The sequence below is a fragment of the Nitrosococcus oceani ATCC 19707 genome (assembly GCF_000012805.1).
Taxonomy (GTDB): domain Bacteria; phylum Pseudomonadota; class Gammaproteobacteria; order Nitrosococcales; family Nitrosococcaceae; genus Nitrosococcus; species Nitrosococcus oceani.
In genome coordinates, this window is sequence record NC_007484.1 from 927,936 (window position 1) to 945,416 (window position 17,481).

17 protein-coding genes are annotated in these 17,481 nt (G+C 51.5%); 11 read left to right on the top strand and 6 right to left on the bottom strand.

What is annotated here, in order from left to right; translation table 11 throughout:
- The first annotated feature begins 12 nt into the window (after positions 1 to 12).
- The 10 genes from NOC_RS04615 (at position 13) to truD (ending at position 9,819) form a co-directional block, all read left to right on the top strand.
- On the top strand, positions 13 to 996 hold the full coding sequence (locus NOC_RS04615) for a diguanylate cyclase domain-containing protein (RefSeq protein WP_002808775.1): 984 nt from the start codon (positions 13 to 15) through the stop codon (positions 994 to 996).
- 86 nt (positions 997 to 1,082) lie between these two features.
- Positions 1,083 to 2,039: an acetyl-CoA carboxylase carboxyltransferase subunit alpha gene (locus NOC_RS04620; protein ID WP_036497180.1), complete on the top strand. Its 957-nt coding sequence runs from the start codon at positions 1,083 to 1,085 to the stop codon at positions 2,037 to 2,039.
- Between the two features lie 9 nt (positions 2,040 to 2,048).
- Entirely contained in the window at positions 2,049 to 3,377 is a 1,329-nt protein-coding gene (gene tilS, locus NOC_RS04625; RefSeq protein WP_002811459.1) for a tRNA lysidine(34) synthetase TilS, read from the top strand.
- Between the two features lie 91 nt (positions 3,378 to 3,468).
- Positions 3,469 to 5,121 (top strand): CTP synthase, encoded by a 1,653-nt coding sequence (locus NOC_RS04630; protein ID WP_002810403.1) that lies wholly within the window; start codon positions 3,469 to 3,471, stop codon positions 5,119 to 5,121.
- A 4-nt stretch (positions 5,122 to 5,125) separates the two neighbouring features.
- Positions 5,126 to 5,968 (top strand): 3-deoxy-8-phosphooctulonate synthase, encoded by an 843-nt coding sequence (gene kdsA, locus NOC_RS04635; RefSeq protein ID WP_002809108.1) that lies wholly within the window; start codon positions 5,126 to 5,128, stop codon positions 5,966 to 5,968.
- Between the two features lie 23 nt (positions 5,969 to 5,991).
- Complete coding sequence (gene eno / locus NOC_RS04640; RefSeq protein ID WP_011330495.1) at positions 5,992 to 7,272, top strand: phosphopyruvate hydratase; 1,281 nt, start codon at positions 5,992 to 5,994, stop codon at positions 7,270 to 7,272.
- Positions 7,273 to 7,293: 21 nt separating this feature from the next.
- Positions 7,294 to 7,569 (top strand): cell division protein FtsB, encoded by a 276-nt coding sequence (gene ftsB / locus NOC_RS04645; RefSeq protein WP_002809146.1) that lies wholly within the window; start codon positions 7,294 to 7,296, stop codon positions 7,567 to 7,569.
- On the top strand, positions 7,566 to 8,270 hold the full coding sequence (gene ispD, locus NOC_RS04650) for a 2-C-methyl-D-erythritol 4-phosphate cytidylyltransferase (RefSeq protein ID WP_002809349.1): 705 nt from the start codon (positions 7,566 to 7,568) through the stop codon (positions 8,268 to 8,270). The genes ftsB and ispD overlap by 4 nt, the downstream gene beginning before the upstream one ends.
- Positions 8,267 to 8,743: a 2-C-methyl-D-erythritol 2,4-cyclodiphosphate synthase gene (gene ispF, locus NOC_RS04655; protein ID WP_002809892.1), complete on the top strand. Its 477-nt coding sequence runs from the start codon at positions 8,267 to 8,269 to the stop codon at positions 8,741 to 8,743. Before ispD ends, ispF begins: the two co-directional genes overlap by 4 nt.
- The gene (gene truD, locus NOC_RS04660) at positions 8,743 to 9,819 is read left to right on the top strand and encodes a tRNA pseudouridine(13) synthase TruD (protein ID WP_011330496.1); all 1,077 of its coding nucleotides are present in this window, start codon (positions 8,743 to 8,745) and stop codon (positions 9,817 to 9,819) included. The genes ispF and truD overlap by 1 nt, the downstream gene beginning before the upstream one ends.
- 235 nt (positions 9,820 to 10,054) lie before the next feature.
- Here the strand turns inward: truD and NOC_RS04665 are convergent, their stop codons facing one another.
- From NOC_RS04665 to NOC_RS04675, 3 genes are all read right to left on the bottom strand, one after another.
- A complete protein-coding gene (locus NOC_RS04665) occupies positions 10,055 to 11,731 on the bottom strand; it encodes a hypothetical protein (protein ID WP_002810235.1) in 1,677 nt (558 codons plus the stop codon).
- An 81-nt stretch (positions 11,732 to 11,812) separates the two neighbouring features.
- A complete protein-coding gene (locus NOC_RS04670; protein ID WP_011330497.1) occupies positions 11,813 to 12,106 on the bottom strand; it encodes a hypothetical protein in 294 nt (97 codons plus the stop codon).
- Between the two features lie 32 nt (positions 12,107 to 12,138).
- Positions 12,139 to 14,169 (bottom strand): TonB-dependent hemoglobin/transferrin/lactoferrin family receptor, encoded by a 2,031-nt coding sequence (locus NOC_RS04675; protein ID WP_011330498.1) that lies wholly within the window; start codon positions 14,167 to 14,169, stop codon positions 12,139 to 12,141.
- A gap of 226 nt (positions 14,170 to 14,395) precedes the next feature.
- On the opposite strand from NOC_RS04675, the gene NOC_RS17840 reads away from it, so the two are divergent.
- A complete protein-coding gene (locus tag NOC_RS17840) occupies positions 14,396 to 14,581 on the top strand; it encodes a hypothetical protein (RefSeq protein WP_036497183.1) in 186 nt (61 codons plus the stop codon).
- 37 nt (positions 14,582 to 14,618) lie between these two features.
- Here NOC_RS17840 and NOC_RS04685 read toward each other — a convergent pair whose 3' ends face one another.
- The 3 genes from NOC_RS04685 to NOC_RS04695 all read right to left on the bottom strand — a co-directional run bounded on the left by NOC_RS04685 (position 14,619) and on the right by NOC_RS04695 (position 17,427).
- Positions 14,619 to 15,116: an IS630 family transposase gene (locus NOC_RS04685; protein ID WP_011330422.1), complete on the bottom strand. Its 498-nt coding sequence runs from the start codon at positions 15,114 to 15,116 to the stop codon at positions 14,619 to 14,621.
- Position 15,117: 1 nt separating this feature from the next.
- Complete coding sequence (locus NOC_RS04690) at positions 15,118 to 15,450, bottom strand: IS630 transposase-related protein (protein WP_011330421.1); 333 nt, start codon at positions 15,448 to 15,450, stop codon at positions 15,118 to 15,120.
- Positions 15,451 to 15,711: 261 nt separating this feature from the next.
- On the bottom strand, positions 15,712 to 17,427 hold the full coding sequence (locus tag NOC_RS04695) for a putative bifunctional diguanylate cyclase/phosphodiesterase (RefSeq protein WP_002809296.1): 1,716 nt from the start codon (positions 17,425 to 17,427) through the stop codon (positions 15,712 to 15,714).
- Positions 17,428 to 17,481: the final 54 nt, after the last annotated feature.

Consider the following 17,481-nt stretch of genomic DNA (forward strand, 5'->3'; position numbering starts at 1 on the left):
AAATCGCTGAATATGCCTATACTGGTGGTTGATGATGACGAAGATCTTGCCCACTTGCTTGCACTCCGCCTTCAGTTAGTGGGAGGCTATGAAGTATGCTTGGCCCATTCTGCATCGGCCGCTTTTGAGCGACTTGGCATACAGGGTACAGAGGCGGCCGCCAATATCGATCTAATTTTGATGGATGTGGAACTACCGGGAATTAATGGAATCGAAGCCTGTCGCCGTTTAAAAAGCCACCCTCTAGGGCAAGATATCCCGGTCATCATGATTACTGGCCATGATGACCAGGGGAGCTTGGAGGCAGCATTTGAGGCTGGCGCCGTGGATTATGTGACTAAACCTTTTGATAACGCTAGCCTCATGGCGAGGGTTCGTTCTGCCTTGCGTTTAAAGAAAGAAATTGGGGTTCGCAAGCAGCGGGAGCAGGAGTTATTGGATTTAACCTATCGCCTAGAGGCGGCTAATGAGCAACTGCGCCAGCTAACCTCTCTTGATGATTTGACTGGAATCGCTAACCGGCGACAATTCGAGGTGACCATTCATCAAGAGTTTCAGCGTGCGATGCGCAATAAGACTGTGCTCTCGCTGATCATGATCGACATTGATAACTTTAAGGTTTATAACGACATTTATGGTCATCAGACTGGGGATAGTTGCTTGCGCCGGGTGGCGGCAGCTCTGGATTCTGTGCTTAAGCGGCCCAATGACTTGCTTGCCCGTTACGGGGGAGAAGAATTTGCTGTTATTCTTCCAGAGACTGGAAGTAAAGGCGCTAGCAATATAGCTGAAAGCTTGCGCCAGGCGGTAGAAATTCTAAAAATCCCTCATTCTTATGCTTCCCAAAATAATTTGCGAGTCACCGTCAGCTTAGGGGTAGCCACCCTTATCCCTCAGCGCGGCGATGAACCTACTAAACTTATTTCCATAGCGGACCAAGCTCTGTATCAATCTAAGCATGCCGGGCGCAATCAAGTATCCGTAGCTGTTATCTAAGAAAAACTGATTTAGATAATTGGTATCAAGCAAGGAACGTTGCCGTTTTTTCAATTTTTAGGTGCCGCCGTACCATGAAAATTAAAATGAAAATGAATTTTCTAGATTTTGAACAACCCATTGCCGAACTTGAGGCTAAAATCGAGGAGTTACGCTTTGTTGGTGATGATGCCAAGTTAAATATTTCGGAAGAAATTCAACGTCTCAAAGCTAAAAGCAAGACATTAACCGAATCAATTTTTGGCTCTCTTACCGATTGGCAGATTGTGCAATTGGCTCGGCACCCCCAGCGTCCCTATACGCTGGATTATATCAATCAACTTTTCACCAGTTTCGAGGAACTCCATGGCGATCGGAGTTTTGCCGATGATAAGGCTATTCTAGGAGGGGTGGCGCGCTTGGAAGGAAGGCCGATAGTCGTCATTGGACATCAGAAAGGCCGGGGCACCAAGGAAAAGGTAGCCTGTAATTTTGGTATGCCCCGCCCCGAGGGCTATCGTAAGGCTTTGCGGCTAATGCAGCTGGCGGAACGTTTTAAGTTGCCAGTGTTGACATTCATTGATACGCCGGGCGCTTATCCAGGTATTGATGCGGAGGAACGGGGCCAAAGCGAGGCGATTGCCCGCAATCTATATGTGATGGCGGGGTTAAAGACCCCGATTATAGCGACAGTGATTGGAGAGGGCGGCTCTGGGGGGGCGCTTGCGATTGGCGTGGGTGATCGAATCTTCATGCTCGAGTACAGCATCTATTCTGTGATTTCTCCGGAGGGCTGCGCTTCTATTTTATGGAAAAGCGCGGATAAAGCGCCATATGCGGCGGAAACGCTAGGGATTACTTCAAAACGTCTTAAAGATCTAGATCTCATTGACCGTATTATTAATGAGCCTTTAGGGGGCGCCCATCGGAATGTGGAAGCAATGGCGGAGAAGCTTAAGCATGCCTTAAATGAGCAATTAGATTATTTAAGCGAATTGCCTGTGGACAAATTATTGGAACAGCGCCAGCAGCGGCTTAGAAATTATGGCCAATTCCAGGAATAAGCCCTTAATATGGGTTTTTCAGCCGGCCATTTGTTTGAAATTCTCCAACAATTATCTTCTTGTCACGGTTACCGGGTAGCCTACAGCGGCGGGCTGGATTCTCAAGTATTACTCTACAGCTTGGTGCAGTTGAGTCCTAAATTGCCGGGAAGCCTTATTAGCGCTATTCACATAGATCACGGGCTGCACCCCCGCTCTGAAGAATGGTCTCTCCATTGCCGTGAAAGCTGCGCCGCATTAGGGGTTGGGTATGAGGAGGTCAAGGTAAATGCCCATCCGAGAAAAGGAGAAAGCCCCGAGGCAGCTGCCCGTGAGGCCCGCTATGGCGCGCTTCGGCGCCGGATAGCCCTAGGAGAATGCCTGCTAACCGCCCAGCATCAGGATGATCAAGTCGAAACCCTCTTGCTGCAACTTCTGCGAGGGGGAGGACCTGCTGGGTTGGCGGCCATGGCAAAAGCGGCGCCGTTTGGGCAGGGCCGATTACTGCGTCCTTTACTTTCTTTCTCCCGATCTGAATTAAAGATCTATGCGGAACAGGAGGGCTTAGTTTGGGTTGAAGATCCCAGTAATTTTGATCTCGAGTTTGATCGTAATTACCTGCGCCATAAAATTTTACCCTTACTATGGCAGCGTTGGCCAGGGTTAGGCCGGACCTTGTCTCGGGCCGCATTTCATCAGGCTGACGCCGCTTGGTTGCTCGACCAACAGGCCCAACGGGAACTGGTTGCAGTTAGCGCCGGTAAACAGGGACTTTCAGTGCAGGCGCTCCAAGCGTTAGCGCCGCCCCAGCGGCGCAATTCCCTGCGCTATTGGTTTAAACAGATGCAACTGCCTCTTCCTGATAGCATTCATTTACAGCGTATTCTGGAGGAAGTTTTGCCTGCTCCCGAGGATGCCCAGCCTCTGGTTGCCTGGCCGGGAGCAGAGCTTCGGCGTTACCGCGACCGCCTATATGCCCAGAAACCTCTGCCTCCCCATGATGCGGCGGAGATTTTGGTTTGGGAGGGAGTCGAGCCTTTGGTATTGCCTGCTGGGGTTGGCGGGGTATTGGTTCCTAAACGGACCCGAGGGCTGGGTTTGGATGCAATGCGGCTGCGGCAAAATCCCATGACCGTTCGCTTCCGCCAGGGTGGGGAACGTATTCGCTTGGTAGAGCGAGGTTATCGCCGCTCCCTGAAAAAAATTCTCCAAGAGCGGGGGATTCCCCCCTGGCAACGGACCCGTATTCCGATGGTCTATGTGGGCGATAAGCTTGCCTTTGTGGCTGGAATTGGCGTTGATTGGGATTTTGCTGCCGCGCCTGGGGAAGCAGGAATCGTTATCGAATGGATTCTTTAAAATCCCTGGCATTGAGGAAAAGCGGGGATTCTGTTAGCTTATATAGTTGTTCTGCGGTTACTCCCATCATATTTAATTCCTCAATATTTTGATGACTAAGTTTATCTTTGTCACTGGCGGTGTTGTATCTTCCTTGGGCAAGGGTATTACCTCTGCTTCCCTTGGTGCTCTTCTTGAAGCACGCGGACTTGCAGTTACCCTGGTTAAGCTTGATCCCTATATTAATGTGGATCCGGGCACGATGAGTCCTTATCAGCATGGGGAAGTATTTGTTACCGGGGATGGTGCGGAGACCGATCTCGATTTGGGCCATTACGAACGTTTTGTGCGCATGACTATGTCCCGGCGTAACAATTATACGACAGGTCGAATTTACGAGAATGTTATTGCCCAGGAGCGTCGGGGAGCCTATCTCGGCAATACAGTTCAGGTTATTCCCCATATTACGGATGAAATTAAGCGTTGCATTTGCGCGGGCGCGGATAATGCCCAGGTGGTGCTAGTAGAAATCGGCGGCACGGTGGGGGATATCGAATCCCTGCCTTTTCTAGAAGCTATCCGCCAGATGGGGGTAGAGCTAGGCCGGGAACAAACGCTTTTTATGCACTTGACTTTAATTCCTTTTATCCGCTCCGCAGGGGAGCTTAAGACCAAGCCAACCCAACATTCGGTGAAGGAATTGCGATCTATTGGTATCCAGCCAGATGTTTTGGTATGTCGCTTGGAGCATCCTTTGCCAGAGTCGGAGCGGCGCAAGATCGCTTTATTTACCAGCGTGCCTGAGAGGGCAGTAATTTCAGCGGTGGATGTGGACAGTATTTATAAAATTCCCCTTGAACTGTATGCCCAGAAGCTAGATGAAATCGTAGTGGAGCAACTAGGCCTTGAAACAGGTCCGGCTAACCTGACGGAATGGCAGCGAGTGATTGATGGTTTGGAACATCCCCATGACGAAGTGACTATAACTTTAGTGGGCAAATATGTGGATCATAGGGAAGCCTATAAATCCCTTTCCGAAGCATTGATTCATGGGGGAATACATACTCGCACCCGGGTGAATATTACTTATCTGGATTCTGAAGAAATCGAAGCTCAAGGTATTGGAGGGCTGGAGTCTGCGGATGCTATTCTCATCCCTGGTGGTTTTGGCGAACGCGGCGTTGAAGGCATGATAATAGCAGTCCAGTATGCCAGAGAAAATGGTGTGCCCTATTTAGGAATTTGCCTTGGAATGCAGGTGGCGGTGATTGAGTTTGCCCGCCATCAGGCGGGCATGAAAGAAGCTCATAGTACTGAATTTAGCGAGCATACCCCGGACCCGGTGATTGCCTTGATTACGGAATGGCGGCGGGCGGATGGAAGTATTGAACGGCGTGATGAGCAGATGGGTTTGGGCGGCACGATGCGCCTTGGCAATTATGAATGTGAGTTATTACCTGGGAGCCGGGCAGCAGCTTTATACGGCCAAGAGAGAATTACTGAACGGCATCGGCATCGTTATGAGTTTAATAATGATTATCGGGAGCTGCTAGAAGGGGCGGGTTTGGTGATGGCCGGCACTTCTTTTGATGGAAACTTGGTGGAGATGGTGGAAATTTCTCATCACCCGTGGTTTGTTGCCTGCCAGTTCCATCCCGAATTCACTTCAACCCCCCGTGACGGCCACCCTCTTTTTAACAGTTTCATTCGTGCTGCCGCTGAGCACCGCCGCCGGGTAACGTTAAAGTCTAGCAGAGATAGTTAAAAGCATGGAATTATGCGGGTTTGAGGTGGGTTTAGAGCGGGCCTTGTTTCTGATTGCGGGCCCCTGTGTGATTGAAAGTGAACAGCTGGCCTTGGATACGGCGGGCAGGCTGAAGGAAATGACAGAACGTCTAGGCATTCCCTTTATTTATAAATCTTCATTTGATAAAGCCAATCGAACTGCGGTGGAAAGTTTTCGCGGGCTTGGCATGGAAGCAGGTTTAGGTATTCTGGAGAAGGTTAAAGCGACCCTTGGGGTACCGGTGTTGACTGATGTTCATGAGGATACGCCGCTACAGGAGGTCGCGGCAGTAGTGGATGTGCTGCAAACTCCAGCTTTTCTCTGTCGGCAGACCAATTTTATTCAGAACGTTGCCCGCCAGGGACGGCCTGTCAACATCAAAAAAGGGCAGTTTTTGGCCCCTTGGGATATGAAGCATGTGGTGGAAAAAGCCAGGGCGGTTGGCAATCAGCAAATTATGGTTTGTGAGCGAGGTGTTTCATTTGGCTACAATACCTTGGTTTCGGACATGCGCAGTCTGGCAGTTATGCGGGATACAGGCTGCCCTGTAGTTTTTGACGCCACCCATTCCGTTCAGCAACCCGGAGGAAAAGGAGGATGTTCTGGCGGGCAGCGGGAATGGGTGCCGGTACTTGCCCGTGCGGCTGTGGCGGCGGGGGTGGCAGGAGTGTTTATGGAAACCCATCCAGATCCGGAGCGGGCCTTAAGCGATGGTCCTAATGCTTGGCCGTTAGGGGCGATGGAAAAATTATTGGAGACTTTAAGTACCATCGATAAGACGGTGAAAACGGACGGTTTTCTCGAAGCGGAATACCGCTTAAATTAATGGGAGCAGGGAAATTTAATGAAATGAGTAAAATCATTGATATCACGGGGCGAGAAATTTTAGACTCCCGCGGTAATCCCACGGTAGAGGCGGATGTTGTTCTCGAAGGGGGAGTGCGGGGACGGGCTGCGGTACCTTCTGGCGCTTCAACCGGCACTCGGGAGGCCGTGGAGTTGCGAGACGAAGATTCTAGCCGTTATGGGGGCCAAGGGGTGCTTAAGGCCGTGGGCCACATTAACGGCGACATTCGCCAGCGATTAGTGGGGCAGGAAGCGGAAGCCCAGGAGAGCATCGATCAGGCCATGCTCGATCTGGACGGCACGTCCAGCAAAAGGCGTTTGGGAGCCAATGCCATTTTAGCCGTTTCCCTCGCCGTAGCACGGGCAGCAGCTCTGGCAGCGGAAAAACCCCTCTACCGCTATTTAAGCGCAGATGAACGTTTCCAGATGCCGGTACCCATGATGAATATCATCAATGGCGGGGCCCATGCGGATAACAATGTAGATCTGCAAGAGTTTATGATTGTGCCGGTAGGGGCGGGTAGTATCGCAGAGGCGGTGCGCTATGGCGCCGAGGTATTTCATGCATTAAAAAAAGTGTTACGGGGACGGGGTTTGGGTACGGGCGTGGGTGATGAAGGTGGTTTCGCGCCGGATCTTTCATCTAACGTGGCTGCTATTGAAGCGATCTTGGAAGCGATTACCCAGGCGGGTTTTGAGCCTGGCCGCGATATCAGCCTGGCCCTGGATACGGCGAGTTCCGAATTTTATCAAGATGGCCGTTATGTACTGGCTTCAGAGGGTAAGACGCTCGATAAAGAGGAGTTTACGGGCGTTCTTGCTTCTTGGGTGGAGCAGTATCCCATTCTCTCCGTAGAAGATGGCATGGCGGAGGACGATTGGGAGGGCTGGGCTTTGCTAACCCAACGCCTAGGCCAGCGAGTGCAGCTCGTAGGGGATGATTTGTTTGTCACCAATACCGCTATTCTCAAGGAAGGCATTAACCGAGGTATAGCCAATTCCATTTTAATCAAGGTTAATCAGATTGGGACTTTAACCGAAACCCTGGCCGCTATCCGTATGGCCCATGAGGCGGGTTATACGGCAGTGATTTCCCACCGCTCTGGAGAAACCGAAGATACGACGATTGCGGATCTGGCCGTGGCTACCCAGAGCGGTCAGATTAAAACCGGTTCCCTATCCCGGACAGACCGAGTAGCTAAATACAATCAGTTGCTGCGAATAGAAGCGGAGCTCGGGGACAAGGCCCATTACCCAGGGCGTCAGGCTTTTACTCACCCCTAGTAAAAAGCCTATCTATGTCCCATGAAGTTCATTGTTGGCTTGTTATTAGTGTTGTTGTTAGCACTTCAATACCAATTGTGGATAAGCAAGGATGGTTTGGGGGAACTGCGGCAGTTGAGTCGTAGTATAAAACAGCAGCGGCATGAGAATGCCACCTTGATTGAACGTAATCAGGTTCTAAAAGCAGAAGTCCAGGATCTAAAAAGCGGTCTTGATGCTCTGGAGGAACGGGCACGAAGCGGGTTAGGTATGATTAAGCAAGGGGAAACCTTCTTTCAAGTTGTCGAAGAACCATGAGTTCCAGCTATTGGGCGGTGGTGCCGGCTGCCGGGGTAGGGAAGCGCATGGAGGCCGATATTCCCAAGCAATATCTTCCCCTTATGGGCAAGACGGTCATTGAGCATACTCTGGCCAGGCTATTGCAACATCCCCGCATTCAGGCAGTTGTGGTCGCCGTCTCTTCCGAAGATAGGTGGTGGTCCGAACGTCTTTTCCAGGATAACGAGCGTATTATCCGGGTAACAGGTGGTGCGGAACGGTGTCATTCAGTCCGCAATGGGTTGGAGTCTTTGATGGCTTTAGCGGCGCCCGAGGATTGGGTTCTGGTGCATGATGCGGCCCGGCCTTGCCTGCGGAAAGAAGATATTGACCGCTTAATAGAGACTCTCCACGATCATCCCATGGGAGGATTATTGGCGTTGCCTATCAGCGATACCGTCAAGCGCGCCGATGCAGAAGGATCTGTGATGGAAACGGTTGATCGGAAAGGTCTGTGGCGGGCTATGACGCCCCAGATGTTTCCCCTTGCAAAACTCTATAATTCCTTGCGGGAGGCTATTGCCGCTGGCGTGCAGGTGACCGATGAGGCTAGTGCAATGGAGTGGGCTGGATTTTCCCCCCGGCTGATAGAAGGATATTCGGATAATATCAAGATTACCCATCCCCAGGATTTGGCCCAGGCGGAGGTCTTTTTGAAACGGCAGGAGCGTGGAGAATGAGAATTGGGCATGGTTTTGACGCCCATCGCTTTGGTTCGACGGGAAAGTTGATTTTGGGGGGTGTAGAAATTCCCCATGAGCAAGGTTTAATCGCCCATTCTGATGGTGATGTGGTGATTCATGCCCTGTGCGATGCTTTATTGGGCGGTGCGGCTTTGGGCGATATCGGGCGCCATTTTCCGGATACTAGCGCTGAGTTTAAGAATGCGGACAGCCAAAAATTGCTTCATCGGGTGATGGTCTTGTTGAAGGAACACGGGTTTAAGGTAAGTAACGGGGATATGACGATTATAGCGCAGATTCCCAAGTTGGCCCCTTATCTTCCAGCCATGCGTGAAACCCTGGCTCTTGCGCTTGGATTACCTCTGCAGCGTTTCAATATTAAGGCGACCACTACGGAAAGGATGGGCTATATTGGGCGGGCGGAAGGTATCGCGGCCCATGCGGTAGTATTATTGCTGGAAGAACAATAATGGAGGCGGATGAGGCTGGGCAGCAAGTGCTTGCCTATGGCGGAGATCCGCCTTTGGCAACCGCCCTGCTTCGGTGTCGCCCAGAGGACTTCCAGGTGGTTGAGGAACTTCCCTTCGCTCTCTCTGGGGAGGGCGAGCATGTCTGGCTTCTGCTTTGTAAACGTAACACTAATACTGTCTGGCTAGCGCGCCAGCTTGCCCGCATTGCCGGAGTGCGGCTAGTAGATGTGGGTTACGCAGGGCTAAAGGATCGTCATGGGCTGACCACCCAATGGTTTAGCGTTAATTTGAGTGGAAAAAAAGAGCCAGCCTGGGCTACAGCGTTGGAGTCTGCCACGGTTCAAGTGCTTAAGGTTATCCGCCATTCCCGAAAATTACAGCGGGGCGCGCTCAAGGGAAACCGTTTTCTATTGACCTTGCGCCACTTCCAGGGTGATCGGGAGGTTGTTTGCGACCGCCTGACACAGATTAAAGTTGCGGGGACTCCCAATTACTTTGGACCGCAGCGTTTTGGCCGGGGGGGCCAGAATCTGGATCAGGTGCACCGTTGGTTTAGTGGAGGCAAGCCACCCAGGGGGCGTTATTTACGGGGAATGCTGCTTTCGGCAGCCCGCGCTTTTTTATTTAATAGGGTCTTGTCGGAGCGCGTCCAGGCAGCTAATTGGTGGCAACCACTTCCAGGCGAGGCGCTTATTCTGGATGGCAGCCATGGCTTTTTTGTAGCGGAGACCATAGATGAAGCCTTGCAAGCCCGGGTGAGGCGCTTCGACTGCCATCCCAGTGGTCCTTTATGGGGGCGAGGGGAATCTCCCGCTAAGAGGATGAGCCGGGCTCTTGAGGAAGAGGTATTGGCGGATTACGCATTATGGCGGGAAGGTCTGGAGCAGGCAGGCTTAAAGCAAGAGCGCCGTAGTTTGCGTTTAATGGTAGCTGATTTGGAATGGTCTTTTCCTCCTGCTATGGATAGCTTGCAGCTTCATTTTCGTTTACCCGCTGGGGCTTATGCCACCACTGTATTGCGGGAAGTGGTCAGGACCCAAGAGGCGGTGGGACAGCCTTTCCTTTTAGATGAATAAAAGAGGGGGCAATGTGAGGCGGGAGAGTAGTTGTTCTGCAAACCCGTTTTTTCTCCCCGAAAAAAGGATTTGATGCGCATCCTCTCTGGCGCGCTCCTGGGAGCATCCTTCGGATGTCTCGATTCGCCAAAAGCGAGTTCATCGGTGCGGGGATTTCCCTATCCCCTGCCTCCAACCACCCACCCCTCTAATACTTCAAGGCTTTTGCCAAGAAACTAAAAGGGAAAAGCTCCTTTCAATGAGAGAGTCTGGGGTGGCCCGCCGCAACTTCGGTTGCTTGTCCTTGAGCGCCAGCTTTGAGTGTGGCGATGCTCTTCCGCAGGCTTTTTTCTACCCAGCGGGTGAAGTTGGGATGAGGGATCAAGCCTTGCCCATTCATGACGTATTCCAAGCCGTCCAAATAGGTGGCATAGGGTCCAGAGCCGTAAAGCCGATTGGAAATGACGATGGCTCGACCCTCTCCTTTATTGGCCTGTTCGATAAAAGCGCGGATTTCGCGTACTGCTTTAGCCCGCTTATCGGGCCAGTCCTCCCGTAGGGACATAGCGCGGATGTCACGGAAGGGGGACGGGAGCGTGGCTTTGATAGCAGCAATATTATGCTCCGTGATGAGGGCAAGATCAGCTGCATTCGTTTCATCACTTCTGCTGCCATGGGAGAGAAGAAGAACACTCTCTTGTAGAGGGTTTTGGCTTACTTCTAAAATCCGGTCTTTAAGAATTTCTGAGATTAAAGGATCGGTCTGATAGCCACCGGTGGTGACAAAGCCGATGGGGGTACGCACGCGCTCAGGTACTCCGCCATGGCTGTGGGCTGGCGGCATTGGGCGGAGTCCAAGAATATAGTCGCTGGCCTCGTGCAGATGGCGTGGCAAGGCGTAGAGACGTAAAAAGGCTCCGTGGCGTACTCCCGCGGCCTCTAGCTCATTCACTGCTTGACCCATAGTGAAAGGGCTCGCCATGCCGAAGGCAAAGGCTGTCGGGTAACGCTTCACTATGCTTGGCATAGCGGCGACGATACCGTCATTGTAGGGCATAGTCGAGCCGTGGGGCATGATGATGATGCCAAGGGTTTTTTCCGTCACCGGGACATGGGTATTGATCATCCGCTGGAGCCAGGTGCGCACCGCCGGATGGGGCATGATGCTCTCGGAAATGTGAGCGCCGCTGTGAGCGTAGCGCCGCGCTAGCGAGGTTTCAAGGGACATGCGGGGGGTGAATTTGGGGCCAATGGCTAAGGGGATAATGAGAGTTTGTCCTATCTTGGCGAAGCGGTTCACAATTGCCGCCGCTTCGGTTTCTGCCGCTTCCGCTCCCGGACCGGCTGCCGTTTTGGAGTAAGTGACTGCGACTGCCGTTTTAGAAGAGGAAATGTGGGGACGAATATCGTTGAGAAGGCGCTCGCCCAGCAATTGCAGATTGGCAGCGCTTGTCGTATCGCTGGCGCCCGATAGCCAGAGGACAAGCTGTTCTACTTTTGACGTTTTACGGGCTGAATCGATTCGGTCGAGCACTATTTCCCGCAGGAGGTAGCTTTCTCCAAGGGCGGGTGTCCAGGTGAAATTTGCTGGCGCCATAGCGGCTTCGATCTTGCCGTGGAAAAGCCCGAGTAGATAATCGTCCTCCGAGATGAAAAGGGGAATAGCGATAATTTTATTCACGCCATGTTCATGGAAAAAACTTCGGGCCTTTTTGATGTAGGCTGCATAGCCATTCTCGATACCTTGATGGTCGGCCCCGATGAGCAGGAGCCTTACTGGGTAGTCTGGATCTAGATCTGCAGTGGCAGCAGCAAGTTCCTGGTTGCCAACGGCACCCCGGTCCTGAGCGACAACGAGAACACCTATTTTTTCTGAAGCGCCGGCAAGGAGTGGGAAGACAGATAGAACAAGTAAGAAAAACAGCCGAGACATTATAATTTATTACCTCATCTCATTAAGAAAGTAGAAGGGGATCGGAGTTAGGCCCCCTGGGGTTTATTTATCCTGTAAAAATTAATGCCGACGTGGCTTCATGCTGACCGGCGCTAGGGGTTCATGGGAATAGGAGCGCCCCAAGGTTAAGTGCTGCCAATCATCTAGTAGATGTAAGTAGGTTGCGCGGCATTCCGGTTCGTTTTGGACTACAGGATGTTCGCTGAGTAGGCGCAGATAACGGGCGACAGTCGAGGCCAGGTAAGGGGAAGCGTGATGGGTGTAACGGAGCATAAGCCGGCAGGTGACCGCCTGGAGTTGAATAAGACCCTGGGGTGGGAAAGTGCTGGGGGAATATGCTTTATGATCAGCCATGAGGGGACTCCTTAGTTTAAGGTGGATGGGGGTTAAAATTGATAGGTGAGGGCTACCTTAAAGTTACGCCCCGCCTCCTCGATAACGGAAAGATAGCGCCTGTATGCTTTGTTAGTTAGGTTATCGATACCAAAATCCATTCGTAACCCTTTGACTCCGGCGGAGGAAGGCAGCCAAGTGGCGTATAGGTCATACACGCTATAGCCAGCCGCTTCCAGCACACCAGGAGGAACGCGATCCTGCTTGGCGACAAAGCGGCCCCGTCCACCGAACACAAGCCCCCAGGGGGAGAAACGGCCGCCTAGATTGACCACGCCCTTGGCGGGTTGTACGTTGGTGAGGGGCAAGCCAGTATTGATGTTTTCACCGTACGTGCGGCCAAAACTGGCCCCGGCGAAAAAGTACTCACTATCATAGCGAACGCCCGTTTCGAAACCGTGGAGACGCGCCTTATCAAGGTTGGCGTTTTGCGTTGTACCACCCAGGGTATTGACCTTTAGATCGATAAAATTATCGGCTTTAGTATCGAAATAGGTAAATTCCAGATTTAGCCGATCCGTTGCTGTCAGTAACTCTTCCCAAGCGCTCTTGAAGCCGGCTTCCCAGGTATAAACCGTTTCTGGTTTAAGATCTGGGTTGGGGATGAAGAAGTTATCGGGAAGACGGCCTGGAACTCCTCGGAAGTGGAGTCCTTCAGTAAAACGCTCGGGCAGGGTAGGGGCGCGAAATGCCTTGCCGTAACTGCCCCATAGGTTGAGCCAGGAAGCGAGGTGGATCATTCCGCCGATACGGGGAGAAATGGCCTCATCGGTGGTGCTCCCGCCAGCCCTCTCTTCTATCTCTAACGTATAGCGGTCATAGCGCACTGCCGGAATAAGACTGAGGTATTGCCCAAGGGAGATTTCGTCTTGAATGTAAAATCCCCACACATCGCTGTTCGCCTTGGGAAAGGAGGGCCGAGGATTGCCATCTTCCCGCCCTTCCTCTTCATCCTTGAAGTAATTTACCCCTAAAGTAATTGTTTGCATTAAAAAATCTTGAGGATCGCCAAAATCCATGCTGTTTTGGAGGTTAAATCCGGTGGTGACAAACTCGCTGGTGGTTTGCCTGCCGCTTTCCAAGCGATTTCGGCTGTCGCGCAACTCATTGCGGTAAGCATTGAATTTGGGTTTAAACCAAGGATGAGCAGGATCATCATAACTATACTGGAAGGTGTAGGTGCGACGTTCGATTTTGGTTGCGGCATTCTCATTGGCCCCGTCCGATACGGTTTGGGGATTGGCAGGAAAAATACCTTCGGTACTAAAGTAATCGCCGCCAATACGCAGCCGATGGGCACCGGGTTTATAACTCACGCGGGCCAGTCCGGAAAAGTTTTCCGCAGCCGAGCTGTCTAGTTCTTGGCCGCTGGCCAGCGTGATATCGTCGGAATCCCGGTAGGAAAAATTACCTAGAAAATCCCAGTCGGAAGCCCGTCCGAACAGGGCGGCGCTGGTTGAACTCTCATTGTTAACGCTTTGGTAACCGCCCTTGAGCCGAGCGCCGAAACGTTGGCCGGGGGCAAGAAAATCGCTTGCCTCCCGGGTGGTCATGGTAACAACTCCGCCGAGGGCGCCGCTGCCGTAAATTGCCGAGGCTGGTCCGCGCAAGACATCAACCCGTTTCAGTAGATCCGGTTCGATAAAAAAACGGCCAAGATGACCAATGCTGGAATCCTGCCGGGCGCCATCGATGGTCGTCAGGATTCGCTCGCTGCTCAGACCGCGAATCGTCAGGGTTTCGCCGATAGGACGGGGTCCGGAGGTGAAATCGACGTTAGGTAAGACCTGTAAGAGATCATCCATGCTTTGGGCCTGGCGGCGCATAATTTGTTCGCTATCCAGAACGCTTACCGAAGCTGGTAACTCCGCCAAGGAGCGTGCAGTGCGGGTAACGATGACGGTCATCGGCTCAAAAGCATGATTCTCCTCATTCAAAGACGTCTCTGTTTCTGCTTTTGCGATCATCCCGACCCATAGGGTCGGGATGATCGCAATTCCCGCGTATCTTATTGTTTTTCTCATCTCCTACTGTTTCCTCTAACCCTCGATGCTCTGCCATCAATAATTCATTTGCTATCCGGCAGGCGGCAAATATACGCTAATTATAATTGTATGATAAATAATAATCATTAACATTTAATTAATCAATATTTTCTTTTGCTTACTACAGAAGGGTCCGTGGCGTTTTTATTTTCCGCTACAAGATGGGGGTATACCCCCCATCTTGTAACCTTGAAGGAGTACAGGGATGTATGACGACCCCCAGCGAGCGTGCCTGCCTGTGCGTGTGCGCACGCAGACAGGCGAAGTGAAGCGGCGCATCGAGCGCGGGAGCCAAGATTGCTTGCGTTTCGCCATGAATTCGCACTATGATTTTCTCGCTCTCGGAGCCTGGGGTGGGGAGCACCCGAAATCAAAGCGCGTGGAGCAGTAAAAACCCCAAGACCAAGGTCATATAGCTAAATCTATAATTACTGATACGCTGCAACGATATTCTCAAGGGTTTCATGTTCGTTGTATTCTCTGATTTTTTTGATATTTCCGAAGTCTTTTTCTATGGGGTTAAAGTCAGGGGAATAAGGGGGGAGGAATAAAATTCCCGCCCCTGTTTTTTTGATGATTTCACGTGAAGAAACGGCTTTGTGGAACGGAGCATTATCCATGATGACAATGTGGTTGCTGTTGAGCAAGGGGCAAAGCTCTTTTTCCAGCCATGCATTGAACACAGCCGTGTTACAGGTTCCCTCAAATAGAAACGGCGCTTCAAAGCCTTCATCCATACGGGCGGCCAATAAAGAGGTTCGCGGTCTGCGATGACCGGAGATCAGACCATAAACACGCCGCCCCTTTGGAGCGTAAGCGTAACGACGGGAAACCTCCGGCTCAAAACCGCTTTCATCAAGATAGACAAATCTTTTGCCGCGGCGGCGATAGCGTTCACGAAGGCGAAGAAAGCTCTTTCTTTTCATATTACAGCGCTGCGTGTACCCCGTCATTTTTTTTACGGGTTAACCCCATTTTGTGCATCGCATGCCAAATACAGTAATACGAAACGCCAAAATGCCGGGCGCGTTCTTTATAGGTGAGAGCAGCCTTGTCTTCCACATGGACCCGTAAAGCCTCCCAGTCCAGCTTGTGTGAACGGCGAGGGCCGGGACGCTCGTAACACAGCGCATCATCCTGCGACAACCAGCGATAAATGCTCGCGCGGCCTACCTGAAATCTCCGGGCCGCTTCCGCCTTGCTTCCACCGCCCCTTACAAAATCGATTACTCGTTTGCGCAAATCAATTGAACATCTCATCACAACAGTATGAATGAATATAACACAAATGTCTCAATATTTATAAATTTAGATATACTTCGGCGAGGACTGCTGAGAAACGCGAATTCTCCAGGCCGATGAAGTTTTGTAGGAACAAAACTGCTATCCGTCATGGCGAAACTCCAAGCAACTACGGTGTCAGAACAGGATCAGTATTGGGCCTATAACCAGCAGGATTTTACAATAGATGGGGGCTTGCTCATCCGTTTATCCAGAGCGAGGGGAGAGGGAAAGTCCTTCTTAAGAGGAAGCTTTTTCCCCTTTCTCTTCCCACCACCGCTGCGCTTCAGGCACATCCAATGGCTTGCTGATGAAGTAACCTTGGACTAAATCGCAGCCTTGTTTCTGGAGATAAAGTAACTGCTCCGGCGTTTCCACGCCTTCCGCCACTACCTTAAGATTGAGGCTATGTCCCAGGGCGATAACAGCTTTAGTAATGGTCCGGCTTTCAGAGTCCGCGGGAATGCCATGGATGAAAGAACGATCAATTTTGATACTATCAAAGGGGAGATTTTTTAAGTAGCTTAGAGAAGCATGGCCGGTACCAAAATCATCCACGGAAACATGGACCCCCAAGATGCTTAGGGACTGAAGTGTATTGAAGGCGGAGTCCATATCTTCGAGCAGGAGCCCCTCTGTAACTTCTATTTCTAGCGCGGATGGTGCCAGTCCCGTCTTCTCTAGTATGGTAGCAATACTCCCCGCTAAATCCGGTTGGCGAAATTGGCGGGGAGAAAGGTTGACCGCCACTCGTAACGGCCCCGCTCGAAGTTGCCGCCAGCCCATACAAGTTTGGCAGGCGGTTTCTAACGCCCAAGCGCCAATGGGGACGATAAGTCCCGTTTCCTCCGCTAGACGAATAAAGGTTTGGCGGGCGAGCATGCCATGTTGGGGATGGCGCCAGCGGAGCAGCGCCTCAAAACCCGAGGTTCTATGAGTTGCTAGGTTCAGTTGGGGTTGGAACTGCAAGTAGAGATTATCGGTCTCAAATGCTCTTTGCAGCTCTTTGGCTAGCGCCATCCGGGGATGGGCCCGGGCGTTGATGGCGGGGGTATATAATTGGTAGTTGTTCTGGCCTTCATGTTTTGCGTGGTACATGGCGATATCAGCATTTTTGAGCAGTTGCTCCGCTTTATCTCCATCATTGGGAAAGAGGGTAATCCCAATACTGGCACTGTTATGTATTTCATGTCCTAGAATTTTATGGGGCCTAGCTATGGCGTCAAGAAGCCGTTGGGCAAGGAGGGTCGCTTTATCAACCCCTAGAGCGGGAGTTTGAATAATAGCGAACTCATCGCCGCCGATTCGTAGAGCGGTATCCGTGGGTTCTAAACAGTCCTGGAGAACCTTGGCGACTCGGGCTAATTCTCTATCGCCAGCCTCATGGCCAAAGCTATCATTGATTTCCTTAAGCCGGTCAAGATCTAAGCACAAAAGAGCCAGTTGTCGAGCTGGTCCCATGGCCTGTTCTAACCGATTTCGAAGCACGGTATGATTGGGAAGTCCAGTGAGGGTATCATACTGGACAGGGTGGTGGTCCGGGTTCTCCGTGGCTTGGTTTTTCTGTAGCTGGGCACGGGATAATTGCTGAGAACGATAAAAACTAAGGGCGATCAATGTAAGCCCCAAAATCCTTAGTGCACCCTCTATAATAGTATCCCAGAGTCGGGGTTCCTGGGTGAATTCTTCTAATAGGCCCAGCAAAAGACTGCATAGGAGTAGTTCCCAGCCTCTAATCAAGATATTGCGATCCAAGCGTACAATAAAAGGATAGGTTATGGAGGCCGCCGCTAAAATTACCGCCTCAAGAATGATTTTGCTAATATCAAAGCTAGATTTGAGAGGAAAGGCGAAGAACCAACCTAAAGCGATGCCCAATGCGAGCAGCACCAATCCTCCGCCCCTGTGCCATAGAGACAGGGGCCTTGAGCAGGCATACTGCAATTTATTGGGCATGAGTAACCTTTTTAATAAAGGATGGATACCATCTGCTGGCTATGAAAACTATCT

Excerpts from the sequence above, each read along its gene's own strand:
- NOC_RS04615 (WP_002808775.1), top strand. The coding sequence starts at position 13 with ATGCCTATACTGGTGGTTGATGATGACGAAGATCTTGCCCACTTGCTT.
- NOC_RS04620 (WP_036497180.1), top strand. The coding sequence starts at position 1,083 with ATGAAAATGAATTTTCTAGATTTTGAACAACCCATTGCCGAACTTGAG.
- tilS (WP_002811459.1), top strand. The coding sequence starts at position 2,049 with ATGGGTTTTTCAGCCGGCCATTTGTTTGAAATTCTCCAACAATTATCT.
- NOC_RS04630 (WP_002810403.1), top strand. The coding sequence starts at position 3,469 with ATGACTAAGTTTATCTTTGTCACTGGCGGTGTTGTATCTTCCTTGGGC.
- kdsA (WP_002809108.1), top strand. The coding sequence starts at position 5,126 with ATGGAATTATGCGGGTTTGAGGTGGGTTTAGAGCGGGCCTTGTTTCTG.
- eno (WP_011330495.1), top strand. The coding sequence starts at position 5,992 with ATGAGTAAAATCATTGATATCACGGGGCGAGAAATTTTAGACTCCCGC.
- ftsB (WP_002809146.1), top strand. The coding sequence starts at position 7,294 with ATGAAGTTCATTGTTGGCTTGTTATTAGTGTTGTTGTTAGCACTTCAA.
- ispD (WP_002809349.1), top strand. The coding sequence starts at position 7,566 with ATGAGTTCCAGCTATTGGGCGGTGGTGCCGGCTGCCGGGGTAGGGAAG.
- ispF (WP_002809892.1), top strand. The coding sequence starts at position 8,267 with ATGAGAATTGGGCATGGTTTTGACGCCCATCGCTTTGGTTCGACGGGA.
- truD (WP_011330496.1), top strand. The coding sequence starts at position 8,743 with ATGGAGGCGGATGAGGCTGGGCAGCAAGTGCTTGCCTATGGCGGAGAT.
- NOC_RS04665 (WP_002810235.1), bottom strand. The coding sequence starts at position 11,731 with ATGTCTCGGCTGTTTTTCTTACTTGTTCTATCTGTCTTCCCACTCCTT.
- NOC_RS04670 (WP_011330497.1), bottom strand. The coding sequence starts at position 12,106 with ATGGCTGATCATAAAGCATATTCCCCCAGCACTTTCCCACCCCAGGGT.
- NOC_RS04675 (WP_011330498.1), bottom strand. The coding sequence starts at position 14,169 with ATGAGAAAAACAATAAGATACGCGGGAATTGCGATCATCCCGACCCTA.
- NOC_RS17840 (WP_036497183.1), top strand. The coding sequence starts at position 14,396 with ATGTATGACGACCCCCAGCGAGCGTGCCTGCCTGTGCGTGTGCGCACG.
- NOC_RS04685 (WP_011330422.1), bottom strand. The coding sequence starts at position 15,116 with ATGAAAAGAAAGAGCTTTCTTCGCCTTCGTGAACGCTATCGCCGCCGC.
- NOC_RS04690 (WP_011330421.1), bottom strand. The coding sequence starts at position 15,450 with ATGAGATGTTCAATTGATTTGCGCAAACGAGTAATCGATTTTGTAAGG.
- NOC_RS04695 (WP_002809296.1), bottom strand. The coding sequence starts at position 17,427 with ATGCCCAATAAATTGCAGTATGCCTGCTCAAGGCCCCTGTCTCTATGG.